Origin of the sequence: Sphingosinicella sp. BN140058, assembly GCF_004135585.1 — a bacterium.
GTDB lineage: Bacteria > Pseudomonadota > Alphaproteobacteria > Sphingomonadales > Sphingomonadaceae > Allosphingosinicella.
On record NZ_CP035501.1, the window covers coordinates 3,854,738 to 3,876,679 of the forward strand.

The following is a 21,942-nucleotide window of genomic DNA, read 5'->3' on the forward strand; positions in this document are numbered from 1 at the left end:
AGCGTCAGGTGACCGATCCAAATGACCCGCGCTGTCGGGTGCGGGATTTCGAACCCGTTGAACGGCAGGCTGCGCCTCAGCGCAACGCCGTTGAGTTGGCAGCATCAGGCCCGGACTGACCTCCCGATCCAGTAGTCGGCCACCTGAAAGCGACCATCCGGTTGGGAGCACCTGGGCGCGCTTCCTCGTGCCGCTTCCTTTTTCTTTGCTCGCGCAGAGCAGCGGGACTGCGAAGGCATCGGCCCGCCGACGAGCGGCTCCCGAGCCGACCTTGCTGCCGTCTGCGTCAGGACGAGGTTCCAGAGGCCAGGTCTTCGTTCGGTCGCTCCTGTCTGTATCCGCCCTTTCGTGATAGGAAGAGCGCGAGTGTCGAAGGAATTGCGACATGCTTGAGACGCTTTGGCGGTTTCAGAAGGACCGCAGCAAGCGACGGCGGCGGGCGGGATCGTCGGACCGGGACTGCCAGCTGTTCGATAGCCAGGCCAGGTCGCTCCGCGCGATGGCCATGGGGGCAGCGACAGCGGCCAGCGACGCGGATGCGAGGCTTGAAGACCTGGCAGGACGCATCGGTGCCTTGATCGACAAGCCCGCCGACGCCGGGCGGGCACCCGATGATTTCTCGCTGTTGGCGGCCATGGAAATGGAACTGGTACGATTGCTGCCCAAGGAGCTGAAGGTCCGCACCTGCTGGAGCATTCGCGAGCGCTTCGAGTGCATCGCCTCGCCGCGCGCGGTGGAACGCTATCGGGCGTCGAGGCCGCCCGCCCTCAGCACTGCCGACAGGCTTCCGGAGGGCGGGCTGGCGCTGATCGAGGCCGACGCCATCGCGTTGCTCGGGCAGATCAACCGCATTTTCCTGATGAACCGGGAAGGGGAGCGGACGATCAACGATCTGCAGCGCTGGGTCGGCTGGTCGATCGTCCGCGATGGTTCGATGTTCATGGCCTTCGTCATCGCCACCTACGTCCTGCTCAAGGTGATGTTCGGCGCGTCAGGCGACAACATGACTCCGATCCACTTCTCCAAGCTTTTCCTGATCGGCCTGATCACCATCATGTTCATGGGCTATCTTGGAGCAGCGATGAGCACGGTGCGGCGATTGCAGGCTGCGGTGGGGGAGGGGCGGAGCCGGCTCGATCCCTATATGGAGCTTGCGCCTTTGCGTTTCGGCCGCCGCGGCATCAGGCTGGGAATGATCAGCGGAAGCATCTTCTCCCTCCTGCTCTACTTCATCTTCGTGTCGGGGGCTGGGGAGATGCTGGGCATCAAAGGCGGGATTTTCCCGCGCCCCGTCGAAACGAATGCCGCACAGGCGCCGAACGCCGCGGATGACGCCAGTGCGGCCGCAGCGCCGCGCGGCGGACCCGCAATCGGACGTCCGGGCCGGGAGCTGCAGGGGGCGCTGCCCGCCGCGCGGGTAGAAGATGGTAGCCTCGGGGCAGAGGGGGCTGGAGAAAGTGATTGCGACGTCGCAGCAGGACCCTCCTGCGGCTGGTTCGCAAAGTTCGCGGGCCGCCTCGGCTTTGCCGGTCCGGGGGACGTCTTCAAGATGCTGATCTGGGCGTTCGTCGCAGGTTTTGCCGAACGGCTCGTGCCCGACGCCATCGATCGTCTGGTGAGCCGGCCGGTCCCTCGCCCGGGCGCAGCCAATGTCGGAGGCGGCAATGAATAGCATCGCAAGAGGCGCTTCTGCGCTGATCCTCTTCGTCTCGCTGGGGCCTGCGCAGGCCGGCGCCCAGTTGCGGGAAGGATCGATCGCGCCGGAGACGAGGGCTTGCGCACCGGGGGCGGCGGGCCCGGCCGCCCGGGTCCGGATCCAGGGCTTCAAGAACCGCCAGGGCGGGCTGCTCGTGCGCCTCTATGGCGACCGGCGGGAAGACTTCCTGCGTGCCGGACGCAAGCTCAAGAGGATCGAATTGCGCGTGCCCGCGCGCGGCGAGGTCGATGTCTGCATCGCATTGCCGGGCGTGCGTCGCTACGCGATCGCGGTGCTGCATGACGTCAATGGCGACCTCAAATTCTCGGCGAGCAGCGATGGCGTGGGTTTCTCGAACAATCCAAAGCTGGGCCTGGGAGAGCCGGCTCTGAGCAAGGTGTTGTTCACGGCACGGCCGGGCATCCAGACGATCCCGATCATCCTGAACTATCGCAGGGGACTGGGCCTCAGGCCTCTGGCGGGAGATCGCTAGCGCCGGGCGACCTTCGTCACCGGCGTCGCGGCGGTGCACCGGCGAGCCTGCTCTCGCGTGCAGCGACGGACGAGCAGCACGGCAAGCACGTTCGCGGCACCGCCACATGATGTCGGCGCGGCTGGAGCGGCAACAAAGAACCGCCCTCGTCCGTGAGCGGCTTAATCCTCTATTTCCCGATTTGAAGCCGACTGCGCACCAGAACTGACCGTCTGGACGATTTCGCTCTGTCTCGTCGTCCCTATTTTCTCGCGTTCAGCGCGGGAGGTCCAACATGGCTGTTTACTACAACAACACCAAATCCTCGGTCGTACGCGGTTCGGACGCGGACGACAGCTTCTATGCCTTTTCCTCTTCGTCGGGTGCGTTCCTGGCGGACGCAACCGTCAACCTCAGCTGGACGACATCGATCGTGGCGGGCGGTGGCGCAGCCTTCACCTATCTGGCGTCGAACGTGAACATCTCCAGGGATCTCCTGCGGGGCAGCAGCGGGCAGGATACCATCTTCGGGTCCGATCATGACGACGTTCTCGTCTACAATAACGGCGTGCAGAACGAGGGACTGGGGGCGTTCCGATCGATCGAGATCTTTCGCCTAGGTGCGGGCAACGACTTCCTGGACCTGTCGGCGCATGGTCCCGGAGGCGTCGCCTACACTGCGGCTACCGCGTTTGGGGAGGACGGCAACGACACCCTGATCGGCGGCACCGGCTATGACGTGATGGATGGAGGCGCCGGGCGTGACCTCCTCATCGGCAACAGCGGGCCGGACAGTCTGGCCGGAGGGTCGGGAGACGACCGCATCTACGCGGATCACCTGATCCTGACGACCGCGATCGAGGTGGGGATGGGCGACGTGCTGGACGGCGGAGAGGGCAACGACTTCATCGTCGGGGCGGCCGGCTCCGACCATATGACCGGCGGATCCGGAGAGGATGCGATGTACGGCGCCATTGGCTACGACATCATGGACGGCGGCGCTGATAACGATCGGCTGTACGGCGAGGGCGGCAACGACATCATTGCCGGACAGCATGGAGACGATTTCCTCATCGGCGGCGGCGGCGATGATGTGCTTTACGGAGAGGACCACTGGGCGGTACCCCAGGATTATGAAGCCGGCAACGACACGTTGCGCGGCGGGGTCGGAGACGACTTCCTGGTTGGCGGAGGCGGCGCGGATATCCTGGAAGGCGGTACCGGCTCGGACGTCCTGGATGGCGGTGAAGACCAGGCCACCGACATATACCTGCTCGATGGAAGCGCCGTCGGCGGTGGGGACACGATCTATTTCGAGGACGGGTTCGACCTGATCAAGCTCGTGGGTCTCGGTATCACCGAATATGTTGCGGGCGGCGCTCCAGGGACCGTGTTCGCGCGCGACATCAATCCGAATGATCCGTGGACGTTCGTCGCACTCGACTTCGTGACCGGCGCGGGCGAGAGCTTTACGGTCACTTTGACGCAGATCGGTACGTCCCTGAAGGCAGCAGATCTCAGTGCCGTGGACTTCTTGTTCGGCTGAGCGGCTTTGGACCGCGTCCCGGAAACATCGGGAGAGACGCGCGGCAGGAGAGTTCGAGACTGATCGTCTAGCGAGTTGACTGACGATCCCGGCCGCGGAGTCGCCCCGCTTTTCTCAACGCGTCTTCTTCCATCCGGCGTACGTACCTTTCAGCCGCGAAGCTGATCAGCACGGCAATGGACAGGGCCAGCAATGCAACACCTATCCCATAGGTCCGGCCCGCGGCCCCGACAAGAAGGGCGGCTACGAGCAACCCGAGAGGATGTAGCGACATCGGATCACTCCTTGAGTCGGTAGTGCAGCGCTTCCGCATCAATTGACAATGGCATGCGCCGAAGCACTTCACCAGCCTTGTTCCCGCGCTTGCTGCCGGCCTCCACAAGCAGCGGAAAGTTGGCAACAGTCCTTTGACGGGAGCGTCGGCTAGGACGAGACCATGGGGGAAGAGCGGACATCCGGCCACGAACCGTCGATTTGCGAACCACTGGTTCCCTCGCATGCGGAAGTTCGCGTTGACCCAAGCGAGCGGCGTGGATTGACGGGACGGATCTCACGATGCGCCTCATCCTCATGGAAGCCTCGCTCGCGAACTGCTCCCTTGACCTTGTACGATGGTCACAGCCGTCTGTATCCCGCCGGCAACGAGCAGCGTCAGAACCGGCGCAGAGGCATTCGACCGTCGTCTTTTCTCACTCGCAGAGCCCGCCCTCGGTCCACTGAAACTTGAGCGCAGCAAGCGCCATGCGATTGTCGATGCCCAGTTTCTGGTAGATATTGTGGAGGTGCACCTTCACGGTCCCGTCCGTGGTCCCGAGCTTGGTCGCGATCGCCTTGTTGGAGAGGCCGCGGCAGACCCAGTTGGTAATCTCCCGTTCGCGGCGCGTGAGCGACGACATGCCGGGCGCGTTCCTGGCAGGGACAATCGCCGCGCGTTCGAGGAGCTCTGCGGGAAGCCATTTACCCCCGCTTGCGACGTGCCGCAGGCAGTCGATCAACGTGTCGGGCGCGCATTCCTTGAGCAACAGGCCGCAGATGCCGAGGCTGAGCGCTTCCGAAATCTGCACGCCGGTCAGCGTCGCCGAAAGGAACACGACCTTGGCACCCGACCCGCCTTGACGGAGCGCCTTCAGGATCGCGAGACCGCCAAGGTCCGGCATGGACACATCGAGCAGGGCGATCTCCGGTCGGGTGCGCTGGACGAGACCGAGCGCTTCCACGCCTGAGGTGCTCGACCCGACGATCCTGAAGTCGGGCTCCGCCCGGAGGAGGTCGCAGAGGCCATGGAGCAGGAGGGGGTGATCGTCCGAGACGACGATCGTGGGCGCCGGCCGCCCGGTCAAATCGGCAGCTCGATGCGCAGGGACACGCCAGGATTGTGTCTGAGGACGGAAAGGTTTCCACCGAGGTCCTGCACCCGGTTTGTGAGCGAGGTCGGCCGAAAGGATCCGCGGTGCGGAGGGTCAAGGCCACGACCATTGTCCTCGATCTCCATTTCGAGCCGGTCGTGCAATCGGCGGGCCGTAAGTTCCACCCTGCTTGCGCCGCCATGCCTGACGGCATTCGCCGTCGCTTCCGCGACAAGATGTGAGATTTCCGATGAGAGCGGTTCGGGGATCCGGATGCCTTGTGTCTCCACCCGGGCGACGACTTCGCATCGCCATCGCTCGCGAAGCCAGTTCGCCTGATCCGCAAGAAGCGCGCTCAGCGCGACGTCGCTGCTGCTCGAAGAGGGGCGGAAATTCTCGACGAACAGCCGGATACGCCTTTGCTGGTCCACGATCAGTGCGCTGATCGCGCGCAGCGATGGTCTCAGCGACTCCGGCATCGATGCCGTTGCGGCTTTCAGTTGCAGCCCCGCGGCCGTCATGTCCTGAAGGATGCTGTCGTGGAGATCCCGTGCCAGCCGGACCCTTTCCTCGGCGCGGGCCGATTCGGCCATCTGCTCCATCAATGCGAGCCGCTCGAGCTCGGAGCCGATGCGCACGGCGATAATCTCGGTCAGCGAGTCTCCTTCCTCGGAGGAGCAATCGGGGTCGAGCACGAAGAGCCGCCCCTGGTAACGGATGCCGGAGAAGGGCTTCGAATAGATGCACCTCGTGCGTTGGCGGCTGAGATGGCGCAGCGCCCCGCTTTGCTGGAGCAGCGGACTGTCCTGCCCGTTCGCCATGTCCCGTCTGCTTCGCAAAAGTCCGTGGGCGCCTGTTTCCGTCAGCCACGCGTCCGACGGGTCGATCCTGGAAACGTCGAGCCGGCCGCTCTCCCAATGCGCCAGCATGCTCGTCCCTCTCTCTTCATCTTCCCAGACCACGACGAGACGCGGGTCGCCGAGCACTGCCGCTGCGTGGTTCAGGAGGCTGTTGAGCCAACGGTCTCGCGTGCCTTCCACCGCATCGGATGGCCAATCGGCAAGTCGCGCGAGCCTGCGCCTGCTGGCATCGCGGGATGCCCCGAAATAGCCGAGCATCGCTGCTGCGACCAGGAAGTAAGCGGACCGCATGATCAGCACGTTCAGCTCGGATTCGCCGTCCTCGAGGTCCGGCCAGGCGACGACGATGAGCACCGCTTCGAGCACCATGGCGCCGAGAAAGGCTCCGACCATTCCCCATCGCATCGTCGTCGCCAGGAGGATGAAGGGCAGAAATGCGAAAAAGGGGCTCGTAAGCTCGTTCGTCATCAGGGAGAGGCTGCCGAGGACCAGGACATCCACCCCGTGGATGATGATGTGGACCTTGTCGTCGAACGAGCGGCGAACGGGAATCAGGACCATGACCACGGAGAACAGGACGTAAGCGTTGAGAACCATCTCCGACTCGCCGAGCAGGTTGCTGGGCTGGGTCGGGTCGAGATAGATGGCGAGAACGGCAAAAAGCGCGGTGACCAGGCGGCCCAGGTTGATGAGCCGTTCCGGATCCGACGCTCCGAGGATGGCGCGGGGTGCGCGCGTCAGCCTCGCCGCTGCAGCGAATCTCCGGAACATTCTGGGGGGTGCGGGTCGGGCGGCTGCCATCTGTTCCTCTCTCGCGAAAAGGCTAGTCGACCCGAGGGCGGCCGGACATTGCGATTCCGGGTAGGTCCGGCGGCAAACCGTCCCGGTCTCGCCGTCCCGCTACCTCCAATGCGCCAAACGACGCGGCGCTCGATGCTCTATGATCATTGCGGCGGTGAGTCGTTACGGAGGCTGCATGCACATCCTCGCCCTCATTGAAATTCGGCGCGACCCGGATGGTGGCCTCCCGGCGGACTTGCTGAGGCTCGCCTACCGGGCCAGCCGCCGGGGAAGGATCCTGCTGGTGTTGCACGATGTTTCCGCGGCCGAGATCGACGCCGAGCTGGATGCGCTGGTTCGGGAGATGCCCTTGGACATTCCGGGTCTCCTCTATCTGCGAGCAACGGACATCGGCAGCCTTGCGGAGGCCAGTTCCGGCGCAAGCATGATCTTCGTCTCGAACGAGACGCAGACCTACTGGCGCTCTGCCTTGCTCGGGCGCCGGGCGATGGGCGAGCCGGACCGTGCAAGCGAGGTGCTCTGCCGCATCGCGAGGCCCGCCTGCCTCGCGGATCTCGCAGTCCGCACAAGGCGGCCGCGGCGAAACAGCGGTCCCGGAGCAACGTCTTTCCACATCTAGCCGGGCCTCGTCGCTGCGATGCAAGGTGTCACCTGGCGGTGTTCCTGCTGTTGCGCATCGGCGCTTGCTCATCCGTTGCGATACTGCCGAGGACCATAGCCGCCTTGAAATGAAACGCCCGCAAGACCGGGGCTGCCGGCGTTGGCCCGCCGAGCCGGGGGAAGGAGCGGCGGGCGCGTCTTCGCTGTCGGTTCAGGGCTCGGCGACACATCGCTGCCTGCATCGGGGCAGAGGGCGGGAATGTGCACCTTCAGGATCGGAGGCATGATCCGGTGGAAGGGCGGCCGGTCCGCAAGTCCGTGTCTCACGGTTGCGGCTCGAACAGCGCCGGACCGGATCGACCGTTCCCGGGCCGGAGGGCCGGCTGAATCACCTGCTCCTCATCAAGGTTAATCATGATCTGATCCTCCGCCACCTGCGCCTGCAGGTCGACAAGGTCGGCGAACGTCGGGACGGGCAGGGCGTGAATGGAACCGCCACTCCGTACGCATACCTTGAAGCGGCACGCGGGCGGCTTACGCCGGATTAACTCCGGTCAGGCGCGCTACCTCTTTGAGGTTAGTTCGTGCGCCTGACCGCTGCGCAATGCGGGCTATATCCGTTGGTAAATGTTCGGCGCGCCGAGGCTCGGATAGGTTCCTCTCGACATCATGACCAGACAGGGGAGCAGCGACCATGCCGGCCAATTTCATCGGGATCTTCGAAGGCGGCTACGATCCGGCTGCTGCGCTCGTGGCGGATGGAAGGCTGCTCGCCTTCGCGGAGGAAGAGCGTTTCCTGCGCAACAAACATGCGACGGGCTGGTATCCGTCACGCTCGCTCCGCTTCTGCCTCGATCAGGCGGGGATCGGGGCGGGGGACGTCCAGGCCCTGGCGCTTAACTGGGACGTGCCCTCCTACACCAACGGAGTGATGAAGAGCTTTTTCGACGGCATGCGCGCCGAGCATCCCGTCGATGCCGCCACGATCGGATGGCAGGAGTCCCTGCTCCGGCATTATGGCGAAGATGCCGTCGTCGCCCGGCATGCAGCGGCCTGGAAGCGTACGCTGGGCGCCGACCGATTGCCGCCAATCTATCCGGTACCGCACCACTATACCCACGCGCTCCATGCCTTCATGCAATCCCCCTACGAGGATGCCCTCTGCCTCACGGTGGATGGCTCCGGCGATCAATATTGCACCGTCCTCTGGCATTGCCAGGGCGATTCCGTGGTCCCGATCTACGAGATCGCAATGCCGCACTCGCTCGGCTGGTTCTATGCCGCCGCGACCGAATTTCTGGGGTTCGAGGCCTATGACGGCGAGTATAAGGTCATGGGACTCGCCGCTTATGGAAAGCCGAACCGCCAGATCCAGGATGCTGTCGGCAAGATCCTGTTCGCGGCGGAGGACGGGATCGGCTACCGCCTGGATCCGCGCATGATCCATTATGGACCGCACAGCTGGTCGAAGCGGTTCACCGATCTGCTGCCGGCTCTGCTCGGTCACGCGCCCCGCGCCGAGGTGGAGCCGCTCGAGAGATGGCATTTCGACTTCGCCTATGCGGTCCAGGACGCGCTCGAGCAGGCTGCGCTTCGACTGGTCCGCTGGGGACAGGAGCGTACCGGGACCAAGAACCTCTGCATCGGAGGCGGCGTCGGCCTGAACGTGAAGATGAATACCCGCTTGTTCGAAGTGAAGGGCATCTCGCACATCTTCCCGCATCCCCTGTGCAGCGACAGCGGCGCGGCCGCCGGTGCTGCCTTCGTCGCCTGCTGGCATCAGACCGGCGTGAAGCCCGAGAAGCTCGCATCTCTGGCCGTCGGAAATGCCGAAGACGAGCAGGAGATCGAGCAGACGCTGCGGCGCTGCGGTATCGCCTATTCCCGGTCGAACGACATCGCCGTCTCGGTGGCGCGGGAACTCAGCGAAGGCCGCATCGTGGGCTGGTTCCAGGGCCGCATGGAGGCCGGGCCTAGGGCGCTCGGCCAGCGGAGCATTCTGGCCGATCCGCGCAGCGAAAGCGCCAGGGACCGGGTCAATGCGGTCATCAAGTATCGCGAGCCATGGCGGCCATTCTGCCCGTCCATGAAGGCGGAGGCGGCCGATCGCTATCTGGTGAACTGGGACGATGCTCCTTTCATGGTCATCGCCTTCGATGCGAAACCCGAGCTGAAGCGGGATGCGCCGGCGATTGTGCATGTCGACGATACGGTGCGTGTGCAGCTGGTTCATCAGGAGACGCACCCGCTCTACCACCGGCTGATCGACGAGTTCGAGAAATTGACGGGTGTACCCGTCCTGCTCAACACCTCCTTCAACGTGAAGGGCGAGCCGATCGTCTGCACGCCCACGGACGCGATCCGGACGTTCTTCGGAACCGGCATGGACACTCTGGCCGTCGGTGACTTCCTCGTCCGCAAGCCTGCCGTGCCAGTGGCCGCGTGACGTCGTGCACGGGACCGAAACCGGGCAAAGCCCCAGTGAAAGAGGCGCGGACTTCGCCCACCGCATGATGGACATCGTCGGAGCGCTGATCCTCATCCCGCTGACCATCCCGCTCATGGCCGTCCTCTACGTCGTCGTTCTGGCCGCGATGGGCCGGCCTGTGATGTTCATGCAGGAGCGATCCGGCCGCGGTGGCGTGCCCTTCGAGATGATGAAGTTCAGAAGCATGCGGGACATGCGCGACAGCTCCGGCATGCCCCTCCCGGATCAGGTCCGGGTGACGCCCTTCGGACGGCTGCTCCGCCGCAGCCGCCTCGACGAGCTCCCGGAACTCTGGAACATCCTTGCCGGTGAGATGAGTTTCATCGGCCCGCGGCCGCTCCTGCCCGAGACCATCGCGTCGATGGGCGTGGAGGGACGGATCCGGGGAACCGTCAGGCCGGGCCTGAGCGGATGGGCGCAGATCAGCGGAAATTCGAGCCTCACGAATGACGACAAACTCGCCCTCGATCTCTGGTACATTCGCAATCGATCATTGCGTCTGGACGTCTTCATTCTCGTAAAGACACTCGAGCTGGTCGTCTTTGGCGAGCGGATCTGCGAAGGCCGGCTGTCGCGGGCGCTCTCCGAACGTGGGCTCCGGGACAGGCCCGGCCATGGTGCCGACGCGGCAGCGAAGGACGTCTGAGGGAACGGAGCTGGCGCGCAGACATGCTCCTCATTCGGGTCCGAGGAGGGGATCCGTCTTGCGTCGTGGAGAATTTCAACTCAGCCTTACGCAGCGCGGGACGGATCTGTGGACGCCGGATGCGTGCATGCCGGACCGAAACTCCTGTAGGCGTTGCTGGCACGGGCCTGGTTCGCGATCCTCCGGCAGAAGATTGGAATGAATTCTGATGCGAGCGCCCATGGGACGTTTTCAGCTGAAGCGGCTCGACTTGAGGCACGCCACTGCTGCGGCGGTGGTACCCGTCTGCCTTCTGGCGACCACCGCCGCGGCTGAAGATGGAGCGCTGGAGATCGAGGGGAGCGTACGCGCACGCCTCGAGGCGATCGACGGGCAGTTCCGCGCCGGGGCAGCGAATGGCGGAGCGCTGTTCCTGCGCACCCAGCTGCGCGCCGAGTATGACGCCGGGCCGATCAGGATCGGCGGCGAGATCCAGGACGCCCGAGTCTATTTCGAGCGCCAGCCATCCTCTATCGGCACGACGGAAGTCGATACCTTCGAGCCGATCCAGGCCTATGTCGTCGGCGAGCTCGGTGCGAAGACGGAACTCCAGGTCGGTCGCATGACCATGGACCTGGGATCTCGCCGCCTTGTTTCACGGCAGAACTTCCGGAATTCAACCAACGCTTTCACCGGCGTGCGTTTCGACTGGAGGCCGGCCAAAGGCGACGCTCTCACCCTCTTCTGGACGATGCCGCACGATCGCCTGCCGAACGACAGCGACGGCATTCGCGACAACGAATTTGCCCTCAACCGGGAGCGGGTCGATCAGCAGCTGTTCGGTGCCCATTCCGTCAAATCGAAGCTGTTCAAGACCGCGAGCCTCGAAACCTATCTGTACCGGCTGACGGAGCGCGACGGCGCGAACTTCTCCACCCGCAACCGGCATTTGTGGACGGGCGGGTTCCGGATCCTCAAGCCCGCTAGAGCAAAGGCGTTCGACTTCGAACTGGAGGCCATCGGGCAGCGCGGCACGACCCGTGCTTCGACGTCCGCAGCCGACCGGGCCGATTTGAACGTGAAAGCCTATTTCGTCCATGTCGCCGTCGGCCACACCTTCGCTGCGGCATGGTCGCCTCGACTGGTTGTCAGTTACGACCGGGCGAGCGGAGATGGAGGGGGTCGGGGCTATGGGCGCTTCGACACGCTCTTCGGTGCGCGTGTGTTTGAATATGGACCGAGCAGCCTGTACGGCCCGATCGGGCGTGCGAACCTCAATTCCCCCGAGCTTCGGCTCGAGGTGAAGCCGAACAAGCGGTGGGACGGCTATGTGGCGGGGCGGCCGCTGTGGCTCGAAAGTGCGACCGACACTTTCGCCAGCACGGGCCTGCGAGACGCACGCGGAACTTCAGGCCGCTACGCGGGCACCCAGTTCGATGCGCGTGCACGCTACTGGCTGACCCCGGACCGCGTCCGGATCGCGGCCGGCGCAGCTGTGCTCGCCAAGGGCCGGTTTCTCGAAGACGCCCCCGGTTCTCCCAGCAACGGCAACACCCATTTCGGCTATGTCGAGGTTACATATGGATTTTGAGCGAGATGCGCGCGCGGGGCGCACCTCGACGTATCCGTCCAGCTGAATGGTTACCTAGTCGTGGGCTCCCGATCCTTCCAGGAGAGCTTCTGTGTTCTCAAGTGGCTCCCGGTCGCGAACGGCTGCTCCTGGCAAATTGAGCCATACGAAGGTTTGCACATGAACGGCGAGAACTGGGCGTGAACAAAGGCGCTTGCATCTTCCGCTGATCGGAACACTCTGGCATGCGTGGTCATACCGGATAGTTCGGGCGCTCACACGAAGTCCTGAGATACCGAACGGTTGTACCACCTTTATTGGCGCGGTTACCTATCACTCCGGATGCAGCCGCCCCGGTCCGATGAAGTGTGACAGGCACCCTCGCCTTGAGCGATTCCCCGTTCAACGGGAGCACATTTTTTAAGAAAGGCTTGCTGGTTAGGAGGGCGCGGGCGGAGCGCGCATCCGGACTCTTTCGCCGGGATGACCTGGTTACCGGATCAGCATAACCTCCACCCCGGTCGCCTCGGCGATCGTTCGCCACGCTTTGTCTGCAGTCCAGGCCGGGAGTCCATCACGAAGTGCGAGCGCCAAACAAAACCGATCCCCGAGTGACAGGCCCGCTTCCGCCGTTTTCGCCCTTAGCCGTCCTGCCATCTGCGACAGGCCTTTGTCAGCAGGCACCAGGAATATCGGCAGTGGGTCGAGCATGGCGTCCACCTCCCGGGGGGGCATTCCAAGGCGAATGAAGTGGCTGACAACCTCCGCATGGTTGACCACACTCATGCGTGCGGCAGCAATCGCATCGGCCACCCTGGCGCCGCCGCGCTCATCCTGCAGCATAGCCAGGAGCGCAGAAGCGTCGAGTACCAAGTCGCTCATTCCCCACTTTCCATACGGCGGTTTGCAATGAAAGCGTCGACCGACGCGTCCGGTTTACCTGCCGTGTACCGCTTCGCCATCGCCTGAGCTCTTGCGACAGCCTGGGCTGGGGTCCTCAACACCACTCCGTCTTCAGTCTCCTCGATGAGGACCTGGCCCCCATCCGCAAGCCCGAGGCGCTTCCGAATGTCCGCCGGGAGGCTCATGCGTCCATTCGGCGTGATGGTTACCTGAACCGACATCCTGACAATCCTACGTCTCTTTTGCTGAACGAAGACGCCTTACAACGAGCAACGTCCTTGTTCAACAAAGTGGTGGACACGCCATCAAAGCTCCTTTGTGGCAAGGTGGGGCAATCGTGCCGCATGTAGAGCTTCTTTCATGTGGCCTTCGCTTTAAGCGGAGTTCGTGTGGCGCGTCGATCGCCCAACCACCGAATTTGGGTGGACGAGGCGTAGTTTTCGTGCACTCCATTCACGGCAACCGCTGCCGACGCAGAGGGAGGCGGCACTGGACCCTGTTCAGGTGGCGGCGTCCAAAAGCGCGTGCCGGGAAGGCTCGCCGGCTGGCGCGGCTCAGCCGCAGGGCATGACTGCTAGGAGCAAGGGGGCACATAATCATTTATGCTTAAGCCCTGGACCGTCAGGAGATTAGGGGTCTTGCCGACAAAGACCAGTCCCCGCGCTTCGCCCAGCGCGGAGGCGAAGCTGTACCTCGGCCTGCCGAGTTCGGGAAGCCAAGCCCATCGTGTCGGCGAGAAGCTGAAAAAGCGTCTCGTGCTTTTGCCGCCCGTGGATGGAACAGACGTGACCCACTTGTCTCCGCCGCTCCATCGCGAAGCCGGCCTTAATTGCACATACAATTCGTCGGTGGCGCTGTAGGTCAGCCAAAAGCCTTTCGATCGTGAAAGGTCGACCTGCGCCTCAAACCGGTTTCCAAGCTGGACGACGGCCACATGCCACCCTGGCCCAAGGAAGCGCACGGACGCCTGATACCCTTTTTCGCCACGTACCAGCATCGTTCCGACGGCAGGAACGGTGGCACCCTCTCCGGAAGCCAGCCATTGTTGATACCCGTCGATCGAGGGACTGGCGCAATCACCGCGAGGTGGAGCCGAAACGTCTTTATGAGGCCGCGCGACTGCTGAAGGAGTGGCCGGAAGAGCGACGAGCAGAGTGAGCGCTGCTACGCCTGTCTTGCGGTTGCGCCTGCGGCTTGCTCTGTTAACCATTGAACCGGACCTATCATGCTACGCCGCCCATGAAAGGCCATGAATGGGGCAGTGGGCTCGGAATTGAGTTCCCACGCCATGCCTGCCGGGATGAGTGATCCCTTTCCAGGCAATGAAGCGCTCATCATGGTCGGCACGAACGGGCGCCGATCACGTGTTCGTGCATCGGCGAAAACCGAGGGAATGCGACTCTGGCTCGGCGCTTGCGCGTGTTCACCCGAGACCGAAACGGGTGGCAGCCCGCCGGAACGGGCCAGCCGCTTCGATCGGGACGCCTTCATTGTACCAGAGACTGAGTCACCGATGCTCGGTCTGATCGATGGATCTCGGACTCAGTAGACAGACCCCAGGAGGAGGCATGGCAGGAGCATCGGCTATCCTCGCATCCAGCTTCCGACTTGGCTTGAGTTTGATGAAGGGCCGTCTCGGGGCTCTTCCTGGACGACCGTTCCCGGCTCCGGCGTCCGGCATGACCGGGTGGCATCAGTCCGCGACCCACGAGGAGCGCGGTTCGCCGCAATCGGCGGGACCAAGCATCGACTTAGCCCAGTGCACTTTTTATGCCTGCGCGTACCGGTGGCGGACCTGCCCCAAGCGTAGAGGAGTTGCTCATGCGGTTGCCCATGGCCTTCGGCCTCGCGCTCGTCGCGGCGCCCGGCGTGGCCCAGGCCCAGATGATTGGCCCGATGCTCTATGAGGGACCGCGGATCGCGCTTCAGGACCATGCAGAGCGCTTTTCGCCGGACGCGGGCGCGTCGCAGGCGCGCAGGCGGCCGGCGATCAGTCCGACTGCGTTACGCTACACGCCATCCATGGCGCGGCGGGTCGCCAATCTCGCGGGATTTGTCAGCAAGACACGCGCGGTCGATCCCGCTGGCGCGGCCGATCTGGAGCGCATGTTCGCCGACGGCGACTTCATCGAGAAGATCGGGGCGGCGCTCGCGCCCTATGGCATGCGGGTCGACAATCTCGCCGACGCCTATACCGTCTATTGGATCAGTGCCTGGCAGGCGACGCGCGGCACCAACGCCGAAGCAGTCTACTTCTGAGCCTGAGCGCTGATACGCTGCTCTTGACGACGATCGACAAGCAGGCAGACGGCGGCGCCGTAATGGCGCGAACTCATTACCTTTTGCTGAGCGGCCAATAATCCTGGAGCGGATCGCCTGGCGGCGGGAAGGATTTGAACCGGACTGCTGGACGACGTCGCGGAGCGCTAGGGCGCTTCGACGATTTGCTGCAAGGCAGCCGGGACGTCGGACGCGACGATCTACGCGCAGCCGGTTCCACGATCGCCGGCAAGATGATCACGGACACTCCACCTCAACGGGGACTCACGACGGAAAGCCTCCTGCTCATATGCAACAGCCATGAGCAAGAGGGCTTCTCGCCTGCGCGACGTTGGTGCGGTCCGCGCTTTCTCTCGATATCGCGCGGCGCGCGCCCTCAATGTACTTGGCTGGATCATCGGCCGGCCTCGTTCGAGTTCGACACGCCGACCATTTGGGGGGAACGCACGGGTTTACAAACTTTTTGAGTCCGCCAGGATCGTTTGAACAGCCACGAGGACTTGCGCCTTGCCGCCGCGCTATCCCGGCTTTCGCACAGGACGCGAGCATGTTCCCGACACATGGCTGTTTTCATGAAGGCGAAACCTCGGCTCACTGTCACGGTGCTGATGGCCCGAGCGCTATGTTTCCGCCACGACACATCGACGGAGATGGGTCCCGAGGCGACGAAAGCTCGAGCGACAGGGGAGCCGCCTTGGGGATCTCGCCTCCGGTTGGCTGCTCGTCGTCAACGCCTCGAGGCCTCACCGCGGCCCGGCCGAAGCTCGGCGCAAGGAGCGATCGAGTTGACTTGATCCGCCGTCCCGGCGGCTTTCGCCTAGGGGGCCGCCATTGCGGCGCGCATCAGCGCCGCCCGCCTCGAAAATCTCGATTTCGATCATTCGACCCGCACTCGCACCGGGTTTGCGGGTGACGGACACCAGCCCGCCTCAGGCTTCGCCTTCCGGGACGCTCGTTGCCGTTGGATGTGCTTGGTTCCCGCAGGCTCGTCGCACGCTCATGAGAGCCAATCTCCGGCGAGTCTCAGCCTCCATCCGGTCGGAGCCCGGCCGAGCATGTCCTAGAGGCGGGCGGCATGACGGCACCCCATCGGCCCGACGCCATGTCAGCGCATCTCCGTGACCCTGCTCAGTCTGGAGACCCCAGTCTCGTTGAAGGCCTCGACTGCAACGAAATATCTCTCTCCGACATTGAGCGCGCGGATCTCTTTCTCGAGGGGCGCGCCGACCAGCTCATCGGCGAACAGTTGATAGGTGAGGGTCAGGCGGTCGGGCCTGATCCCCCATCTGATATTGTAGCCGAGTGCATTCTTGACCGGGCGCCACCGGATCGTTGCATCCCGGGCATCCTTGCTCCGGTCGGCTGCCACGCCTGCCGGACGGGCGGGAGGCGTTCCTCTGGCGTTGCCGAACACGCGCAGGTCGCTGATCGCGAGATTGGCGCCTCCGACATGGCCATGGACGTAGCGCACGAAGCGCGTCGCGACGGAGCCTGGCAGCTCCAGATAGGCGTTGGGCCGGTCCCGGCGCTGCGTGCCGGTATCGGCGAGCTTCTGCCAATTGGTGCCGTCTACCGACTGCTCGAGCCGGAACTCCGTGTAGATGTCCGGCGCGTCGCCGTAGCGGCCTGCTTTATAGTCCGCGAAATTGACCTGGATCGCGCGTATGGTCTTCACCTCGCCCAGATCGATCGTCAGTGTCTGTCCGGGCTCCTTGTTCGCAGCGACCCAGAAGGTCCGGGGATCCTCGTCGGTCGCGTTGACGGCCGAGAAGGCGCCCATGGTCGACGAAGCGACCGCCGGCTTGCGGTAGGACAGGAGCATCCAGCCGGTGAACAGGCTTTCGGCATCGTCCACCTTCGAAATTGCGGCACGATGCGGGAAGTCGCCGAAGCGGGTCGACACCGCCATTTGCCCGTCCGGATAGAATGTCGCCGGATAGAGGGCGATGCGGCGTTCCATGCCCCAATTATTGCCGATCCAGCTCGTCCCTGAATTCCACCAATTGCCGTGCCTGTCCTCGAAGGTCGAGCCGTGGCCGACCCCTTCGGCGAAGCCGCCGGGACGGTAGGCGACCGGATTATAGGGCGCATAGGTGAACGGTCCGAGCGGACTGTCCGACACGTAGGTGCCGTTGGCGTACGCATTGAACTCGGATCCCGGTGCGCCGTATTGAAGATAATAACGGCCGCGGACCTTCGTCATCCAAGCGCCTTCCATGTAGGAGGGGCTCGGGCGTCCCGGGGCCCAGCAGGCGCAATGATCCTTGCCGAAGCGCTCCCATCCGTGGCGGCCTGGATCCATCGACAGCATCGGCCTGGGATGGCTCTGGTAGACGAGCTTGCCGTCCTCGAATGCGATCCTGCTGCCATAGAGCGGGAAGATGTTGGACGAGCCCCAATACATATACCATTGGCCGTCATCGTCCTTGAACAATGCAGGGTCCCAGGGACCCGGCGGTATCTCGCCCGGCTTCATCTCACCGGGCTCCTTTTGCACCGCCCCGGGCAATGGCGGCATGCGTCGAACCAGAAAGTCCAGCTGCCCGGTCTCGGGCGCCCTGGTTTCGAGAATTGCTTCAGGCTCCATCATCGACGGCTGGATGACGATCCGTTCGCCGTCCGACCAGGCGGCGGGCGCGACGATGCTGTCGAACGGCCAGCGGTTGGGCTTTACGAAGGTCCAGTCGATGAGGTCGGTTGAGCGCCAATAGCCATCGGCGAGGGTCTGGAACATGTAATAGGCATCCTTGTGCCGCACGATCGCCGGATCGGCGCCGGTGCGGTAGGACACGTCCTCGTTCCTCTGCTCGAAATTGTAGCGATAATCGATGTCGATCGGATTGGCATAAGTATGTCTGGCGGTCTCGGCCGCCTCGGCATCGGCGCCGACCGCGATGGTGATGAGGGACAGGATAGCGAGACGCTGCACGGATTGTTCTCTCAATAGGCTTGAACGAAGATGTTGGTCGTCAGGCGCCCGACCCGCGGATCGGCGCTGAACGCCATTCCCGGCGGGATGATACCGGAATGGAGCAGGCTTCCCTGATAGATGATGAGCCGATCCGGCACCGCCTCGACCATGAAGGTCTGCTCGTAAAAGTCGTTCGAGCCTGCGATGTAGCCTGGGGCGAAACGGGGGCTCTCGCGCTTCGCGACCTCGACATAATCGTTCATGCGCGCTTCCGTGATGCGCTCGAAACCGGTCGCCCGATGACGGTAGAATGCCGTGCCGCTGCCGGCCGGCGCACGAAGATAGTGGAGGACCGCCAGATAGTTCGGATCGGTGGAGTCGAAGTGCGGCGCGCGCTGCACCGGCGCCAGCACGGCCGGCGGCGTGGTGATCAGCGAGAAGCTCGCTTCGATGAAATCGAACCTGTCGATTCCGAAGCCGCCGCCGATGAATGGCGCCGCGGCCTGGAGCATGTTCTCGACATAGAATAAAGCGGCATGGTCCCGCTCGTCGATGATGCGGCGCAGCCCAGGATAGTGGACGCGCTGCGGCGGTGGAAACGGCGCGAGCGCGGCGGCGATGTCGATCGCCGTCGGGACCGTGCCGGTGAACGCATCGACCACGATCACCGGGCTTCGGGCGTTCCCAACGAGGATGCGCCGGGGCTTCATCGCGTCGTCACCTCGAAAGAGAACGGGAAGGAAAGTTCGCGGCTTCCCTTCCCAGGTGTCCGCCGGGGGAGAGCCAACGAGATCAGAAGCTGTACTTGAGCCCGGCCTGGAAGCTCCGGGCATTGCCGACCGTGCCGTCATTGTCGTTCTTGAGCGGCGGATCGATGCCGTTGCCCGAGCCCCAGGTGGTGTAGTTGCGGTTGACCCAGTCGAACGCGTTGTAGACCTGCACATCGGCGGTGATCTCGTGACCCCAGGGCGTCTTGAACGTCTTGGCCAGGCGCAGATCCAGCGTTTTGTAGCCGAACGTCTTGTCGGGATAATAGACACCGGATCCGTTGAAGACGCCGCCGTCCGGATAGAAGATGACGCTTCCGAACGAGGGTCCGGAGGTGAGCGTCAGCGTTCCCGAGAGGCGCAGGTCGAACGGCAGGCCGACAATGCCGGTGCCGACGAACCGGTATTTCTCGACGCCCTGCGAATAGTTCCAGCCGAACTGAGCCTGGCTCGGACCCGCGAAGAATTCGTCGGCATAAAGCTCCGTCCCGACATTGGTCCGGGGCCGCTGCCAGGTGAAGGCTGCCGTGACGCCCCAGCCGGACTCGCGCGTATAGGGCTTGTCGACCTGGGCGTAGACTCCCCAATAATGGGCCTTTCCGTCATTGGCCCCGATGTTGAGCTTGCCGTTAAACCCGGGAAGGTCCCCTTCGGCGGGGAAGTCGTCCCGGATGATCGGCTCGCCGGTGGCGGAGGTGGTCGGATAGCTGCCGTCCGGGTTTCGGTTCCCGCGAACATATTGGAAGATGTTGTGGCTGCGGATGTGGCTCAGCGTCAGCGACGTGTTCCACTCGCCGAACCGCTTGCGCACGCCGATGTTGAACTGGTCCGAGAATGGCAATTTCGTGTCGTTGTTGAGCAACCAGACATCGCCTCGCAGACCCTGCTGAACGGCACGTGCGCGCAGCGCATCGACATCCTTGGGCAGGGCACCGTCCGTCGCGGCGGTAAGCGTGGATATCGACTGGTAGAGCGCCTTGATCGTCTCGATGCCGGCGGTGAGAAATAGCGGACGGTCGAAATACCGGCCGGCGCCAGCGAAAAGGATCAGGTCCCGATCGCCCTTGACGTCATAGGAGACACCGAGGCGAGGCTGGAAAGCCTTCCAATAGGGTTTGCGGTTGCGTCCGTTCGAGATGTAGTCGTCCGGGTCGATGCCGGCGGCCGTCCAGTTGGGATAATTGCGGAGCGCCGTCACGATATAGTCGGGCGTGACGAAATCCTCGTTCTTGGCATTACTTTCATAATCCCACCGGATGCCGGCATTGATGGTCCAGTGCTCGTCGGGCGACCAGTCGTCCTGGACGAAGATCCCGAACTGCAGATTGTTGGCCCTGGCAGGCTGCACCGGAAGAATGGTGACCTGCGCCGCATAAGGCGTCGAGGCCTCGAAGGATGTGAAGTCTTCCGCCCTGAAATAGTAGGTCGCGTTGCTTCGGAAATCCTCTGTCCGCTCATAGTCACTGAGCGTGAAGCGGATGCCGCCCTTGAGGATGTGATTGCCGCGATCCAAGGTCACATTGTTCTTGAACGTCCATGTCTTCTGCCGGTCGTTCTGCGCGAACGCGTTGGCGCCGAGCTCGGCGCTGCGGGCATTCTGGTCATTGACGGTCCCGCAGAGGCGCCCCGCATCCGCGGGCAGATCCGGATTGGGCGCCGAGCAGGTGAGCACGATCTCGGGTCCGTCGCTCACGCGCGGCGTACCGTTGGTGAAAGTGTTGTAGGCGATGGTGAACTCGTTCAGCCAATTGTCGCCTCTATGGTCCCATTCGAACTGGTAGAGCGTGCCGTTGCTGGTGATGTCGTGGCCGTGGCTCGGCGCTGCGATGCCGCCGAAATCGCGCAAATTCTGTTCCTTGCGAACGAACACGCTGGCATCGATCGTGTCGTCCGGCGTCGCGAACAGGCTCAGCTTGCCGAAATAGAGATCCTGGTCGAACGTGACCGGGAAGCTGCCATTGACCTCGTTTGCGACACCCGCAGGAACGCCGCGGCCGAGCGCGACGCTGGTCGACGGGCTGTTCTGCCTTGTGCCCTCATAAGCCAGGAAGAAGTGCAGCTTTTCCTTGATGATCGGCCCGCCGATGTCGCCGCCGAACTGCCATCTCTTGTAGTCGGGCTTCTCCTTGGTCCCGTCCGGATTGTTGGCCTCGCCGGGCCGGTCGAAAAACGGCCTGCCGATGAAGGACTTGGGCTGGAACTGGCCGAAGATGTCGCCGTGAAACTCGGTCCCGCCTGTCTTGGTGACGGCGGTGATGATCGCCGACCCGGCCTGCTCATATTCGGCCTTGAAGTTCTGGGTGTCGACCTTGAACTCCTGCACCGCCAATTGCGGGAAGGGGTTGCCCTGGGAGAAATTCTGGCCGGCGACGCCGCCATGATTGACCGGGTTCTTGAGGCTGAGCCCGTCGATGAAGACATTGACCTGGTCGCCGCTGACCGCGCCCGCCTGGACGCGCTTGTCGCCACCGGAGGGGGATACCGACACGCCGGGCGCAAGCCCTGCGAAGTTCAGGAAGTTGCGATCATTCTGGGGCAGGTTCTCGATCTGCGCGGTCGAGACATTGGTGGAGACGGTGGCGGTACGCACCTCGGTTCGGTCGCGGCGCCCCCGAATGACGATTGCCTCGCCCGTCTCGGCCGGAGCCGGGGCCGCATCGACGGTGACGATCTGGCCGACCGGCACGGTCACGTTCTCGGCAAGGCCGCTGCCGTCGATCCGGTAGGTGCTCGGGCGAAGGCCGACGATGACGAAGGTTCCGTCGGGACCGACGGTGGCGGTGACGCTGCGTCCGGTAACAGTGTCCGTGACGGTTACGATTTCCCCCGGCTGACCATGCTCGCCCCGGATCGTGCCCGCGGTCTGCGCATGGGCCGGCGATGTCGCGAGCAGGGCGATCGCGATCGCGGCCGCGGACGTGCCGAAGCCGAACGGAGCACGGCGAGACTGTTGGTTCCGCATCGTTCATCCTCCCCGATCAGGCGTCGTAACCGGTTACATCCGGGCCGACGCGCATTTATTGCTATTCGCGACATCAGATACGCTCGGTCCGGGACTGTCAATCCGCGGCTCCGCG

16 protein-coding genes are annotated in these 21,942 nt (G+C 63.8%); 9 read left to right on the top strand and 7 right to left on the bottom strand.

Annotated elements, in window-relative coordinates; genetic code table 11:
* The first annotated feature begins 385 nt into the window (after positions 1–385).
* The 3 genes from ETR14_RS17305 to ETR14_RS17315 all read left to right on the top strand — a co-directional run bounded on the left by ETR14_RS17305 (position 386) and on the right by ETR14_RS17315 (position 3,714).
* The gene (locus ETR14_RS17305) at positions 386–1,672 is read left to right on the top strand and encodes a hypothetical protein (RefSeq protein ID WP_129386662.1); all 1,287 of its coding nucleotides are present in this window, start codon (positions 386–388) and stop codon (positions 1,670–1,672) included.
* Entirely contained in the window at positions 1,665–2,189 is a 525-nt protein-coding gene (locus tag ETR14_RS17310; RefSeq protein ID WP_165356498.1) for a DUF2141 domain-containing protein, read from the top strand. The genes ETR14_RS17305 and ETR14_RS17310 overlap by 8 nt, the downstream gene beginning before the upstream one ends.
* Positions 2,190–2,463: 274 nt before the next feature.
* Positions 2,464–3,714 carry a calcium-binding protein gene (locus tag ETR14_RS17315; RefSeq protein ID WP_129386667.1) on the top strand — a complete coding sequence of 417 codons (1,251 nt, stop codon included), beginning with the start codon at positions 2,464–2,466 and terminating at the stop codon, positions 3,712–3,714.
* Between the two features lie 689 nt (positions 3,715–4,403).
* On the opposite strand, the gene ETR14_RS17320 is transcribed toward ETR14_RS17315, so the two are convergent.
* Positions 4,404–5,054, bottom strand: coding sequence for a response regulator transcription factor (locus ETR14_RS17320; RefSeq protein ID WP_129386670.1), 651 nt, complete (start codon positions 5,052–5,054; stop codon positions 4,404–4,406).
* Positions 5,051–6,691 carry a histidine kinase gene (locus ETR14_RS17325; RefSeq protein WP_165356499.1) on the bottom strand — a complete coding sequence of 547 codons (1,641 nt, stop codon included), beginning with the start codon at positions 6,689–6,691 and terminating at the stop codon, positions 5,051–5,053. Before ETR14_RS17325 ends, ETR14_RS17320 begins: the two co-directional genes overlap by 4 nt.
* 205 nt (positions 6,692–6,896) lie before the next feature.
* Between ETR14_RS17325 and ETR14_RS17330 the strand changes: the two genes are divergently transcribed.
* From ETR14_RS17330 to ETR14_RS17350, 5 genes are all read left to right on the top strand, one after another.
* On the top strand, positions 6,897–7,340 hold the full coding sequence (locus tag ETR14_RS17330; protein ID WP_129386675.1) for a hypothetical protein: 444 nt from the start codon (positions 6,897–6,899) through the stop codon (positions 7,338–7,340).
* 310 nt (positions 7,341–7,650) lie between these two features.
* The gene (locus ETR14_RS17335; RefSeq protein WP_129386678.1) at positions 7,651–7,869 is read left to right on the top strand and encodes a hypothetical protein; all 219 of its coding nucleotides are present in this window, start codon (positions 7,651–7,653) and stop codon (positions 7,867–7,869) included.
* 146 nt (positions 7,870–8,015) lie between these two features.
* Positions 8,016–9,767 carry a carbamoyltransferase C-terminal domain-containing protein gene (locus ETR14_RS17340; protein WP_129386681.1) on the top strand — a complete coding sequence of 584 codons (1,752 nt, stop codon included), beginning with the start codon at positions 8,016–8,018 and terminating at the stop codon, positions 9,765–9,767.
* A gap of 64 nt (positions 9,768–9,831) precedes the next feature.
* Positions 9,832–10,455, top strand: coding sequence for a sugar transferase (locus ETR14_RS17345; RefSeq protein ID WP_129386684.1), 624 nt, complete (start codon positions 9,832–9,834; stop codon positions 10,453–10,455).
* 220 nt (positions 10,456–10,675) lie between these two features.
* Positions 10,676–12,025, top strand: a complete 1,350-nt coding sequence (locus ETR14_RS17350; protein WP_165356500.1) for an alginate export family protein — start codon at positions 10,676–10,678, stop codon at positions 12,023–12,025.
* Between the two features lie 471 nt (positions 12,026–12,496).
* Here the strand turns inward: ETR14_RS17350 and ETR14_RS17355 are convergent, their stop codons facing one another.
* Together ETR14_RS17355 and ETR14_RS17360 are read right to left on the bottom strand one after the other, a co-directional pair.
* Positions 12,497–12,886 carry a type II toxin-antitoxin system VapC family toxin gene (locus ETR14_RS17355; RefSeq protein WP_129386690.1) on the bottom strand — a complete coding sequence of 130 codons (390 nt, stop codon included), beginning with the start codon at positions 12,884–12,886 and terminating at the stop codon, positions 12,497–12,499.
* On the bottom strand, positions 12,883–13,128 hold the full coding sequence (locus tag ETR14_RS17360; protein WP_129386692.1) for an AbrB/MazE/SpoVT family DNA-binding domain-containing protein: 246 nt from the start codon (positions 13,126–13,128) through the stop codon (positions 12,883–12,885). Before ETR14_RS17360 ends, ETR14_RS17355 begins: the two co-directional genes overlap by 4 nt.
* A gap of 1,600 nt (positions 13,129–14,728) precedes the next feature.
* Between ETR14_RS17360 and ETR14_RS17370 the strand changes: the two genes are divergently transcribed.
* Complete coding sequence (locus ETR14_RS17370; RefSeq protein WP_129386695.1) at positions 14,729–15,166, top strand: hypothetical protein; 438 nt, start codon at positions 14,729–14,731, stop codon at positions 15,164–15,166.
* A 1,126-nt stretch (positions 15,167–16,292) separates the two neighbouring features.
* Here the strand turns inward: ETR14_RS17370 and ETR14_RS17375 are convergent.
* From ETR14_RS17375 to ETR14_RS17385, 3 genes are all read right to left on the bottom strand, one after another.
* On the bottom strand, positions 16,293–18,116 hold the full coding sequence (locus ETR14_RS17375; protein WP_129386698.1) for a family 43 glycosylhydrolase: 1,824 nt from the start codon (positions 18,114–18,116) through the stop codon (positions 16,293–16,295).
* An 11-nt stretch (positions 18,117–18,127) separates the two neighbouring features.
* Positions 18,128–18,808 (bottom strand): DUF6445 family protein, encoded by a 681-nt coding sequence (locus ETR14_RS17380; protein ID WP_129386701.1) that lies wholly within the window; start codon positions 18,806–18,808, stop codon positions 18,128–18,130.
* An 82-nt stretch (positions 18,809–18,890) separates the two neighbouring features.
* Positions 18,891–21,827, bottom strand: a complete 2,937-nt coding sequence (locus ETR14_RS17385) for a TonB-dependent receptor domain-containing protein (RefSeq protein WP_129386704.1) — start codon at positions 21,825–21,827, stop codon at positions 18,891–18,893.
* Positions 21,828–21,942 lie beyond the last annotated feature (115 nt).